Origin of the sequence: Pseudomonas sp. UBA5666 (genome assembly GCF_002420785.1) — a bacterium.
Lineage (GTDB): Bacteria > Pseudomonadota > Gammaproteobacteria > Pseudomonadales > Pseudomonadaceae > Aquipseudomonas > Aquipseudomonas fulva.
The window spans coordinates 1-1795 of record NZ_DIIQ01000035.1 but is presented as its reverse complement, the minus strand read 5'-3'; the positions used below and the strand labels follow the sequence as shown (position 1 = coordinate 1795).

General features: G+C 54.2%; 3 protein-coding genes and 1 pseudogene. 3 read left to right on the top strand and 1 reads right to left on the bottom strand.

Going from position 1 to position 1795, the window contains the following annotated elements; all coding sequences use genetic code 11:
* On the bottom strand, nt 1-125 hold a 125-nt coding region (locus B2Y33_RS14975; RefSeq protein ID WP_133065938.1), incomplete at its 3' end, for a MerR family DNA-binding transcriptional regulator.
* Between the two features lie 95 nt (nt 126-220).
* On the opposite strand from B2Y33_RS14975, the gene B2Y33_RS14970 reads away from it, so the two are divergent.
* The 3 genes and pseudogenes from B2Y33_RS14970 to B2Y33_RS14960 form a co-directional block, all read left to right on the top strand.
* Nucleotides 221-1117 (top strand): cation transporter, encoded by an 897-nt coding sequence (locus B2Y33_RS14970; protein ID WP_004364974.1) that lies wholly within the window; start codon nt 221-223, stop codon nt 1115-1117.
* 3 nt (nt 1118-1120) lie between these two features.
* A complete protein-coding gene (gene lspA / locus B2Y33_RS14965; RefSeq protein ID WP_003821921.1) occupies nt 1121-1633 on the top strand; it encodes a signal peptidase II in 513 nt (170 codons plus the stop codon).
* Nucleotides 1634-1654: 21 nt separating this feature from the next.
* Nucleotides 1655-1795, top strand: a pseudogene (locus B2Y33_RS14960) (ISL3 family transposase); the annotation flags it as partial.

Genomic DNA, 1795 nt, shown 5'->3' with positions numbered 1-1795 from the left:
TTCTCGGTATAGACACGGTAACCGTTGTCCTGCCGATCAGGCGGCGGCAACAAGCCCTGCTGTTCATAGAAGCGGATCGTCTGTGTTTCGACCCCTACCAACTGCGCCAACTGACCAATGCGCATCAGCCTCCTCCCCAACGGATTCTTTACTCTATTGACCTTATAGTAGCTTTATAGTTTTAAATGGTACCACAACATTGTTCAAGTGGAGTCGTATCATGAGCAAATCCTGTGGTGGCGCCTGTGGCGGTGATGCAACGTCCGCAGCGGATACCGATATACAGGCCTCCTCCGAGGCGCCAGGGAGATGGGTCAGTGTTTATGCCGTGCCGAAGATGGACTGTCCATCAGAAGAACGAATGATTCGCCTAGCCCTGAACGGCTTTGAGGAGATTCGGGCGCTGTCCTTCGACTTGTCGAACCGCCGGCTGAAGGTCGTGCATGACGGCGAGGTCGAGCCCGTCACCTCGAAACTGAAGACCTTGGGGCTAGGCGCCTCGCTTCAGGAAACCGTCGCTGCAAATCCGGAGACCATCAAGGCCGCCGAGTTTTCGGCAGCTTCTGCTAAGCAAGAATCCGGGACCCTGCGCTGGTTGCTCGGCATCAATGCACTTCTGTTCGTGGTGGAAATGACTGCCGGTCTGATCGCCCGGTCCACCGGCCTGATTGGAGAATCCCTGGACAATTTTGCCGATGCGGCGGTGTACGGGCTTGCCCTTTATGCGGTTGGACATAGCGTGAAAATGCAGGTACGTGCCGCGCATCTTGCTGGTGTACTGCAACTGATCTTGGCTGTGGGCGTGCTCGTAGAGGTGGTGAGACGCTTTGTATTCGGTAGTGAGCCTGAATCGCTGGTGATGATGGCTATCGCATTCGTCGCATTGATTGCCAATACCAGTTGTCTGCTGCTCATATCCAAACATCGGGAAGGCGGGGCGCACATGAAGGCAAGCTGGATATTCTCGGCCAACGACGTGGTGATCAACCTGGGGGTCATCACCGCCGGCGCCCTGGTCGCGTGGACCGGTTCCAATTATCCGGATCTGATTATCGGCACCATCGCGGGGGGCATTGTACTTAACGGTGCCAGACGCATTTTGGCGTTGAAGGGTTAAATAATGCTCATTATTGGCAAAAAGCTCTCGCCGTATGCCCTATTGTCCATATCGGGCCTGCTGGCAGCGTCTGATCAGGCTGTAAAGTGGCTGGTGCAGCAATCAATGGCCTATGGCGAGTATGTTTCGGTGACCCCGTTCTTTAACTGGGTGCACCTATGGAACACCGGTGCCGCATTCAGTCTTTTTGCGAATGGTGGAGGCTGGCAGCGCTACTTTTTTATCGGAATCGCGGTAGTGGTCTCGATTTTTCTGATCAAGCTGATCCTTGAAAATCGTCATAAAGGAGAAGCCATCGCTTACAGTCTTATCCTCGGTGGCGCCATGGGCAACCTGATTGACCGGGTCTTTCGCGGCTATGTTGTGGATTCCTTTGATTTCTATTGGCGAGACTGGCATTGGCCGGCCTTCAACCTGGCTGATATTGCAATTGTCCTCGGTGCCTTACTTTTCGTTTCCAGCAGCTTGTTGGGTAAAAAAGCAAACACCAATGCCGAGTCGGATGGATCTGACTGACACCTACGCCTATACAACACCATGACCGAACTTCCCGACAACATCCTTCACCTGCCGCAATACCAAGTACTGGGCTGCAAATCAACCGACGACGAAATGCACTTCCAGGTGGACGTGCCCGATCCCATCGCCTGCGAGGAATGCGGCGTGCAGGGTGAGTTC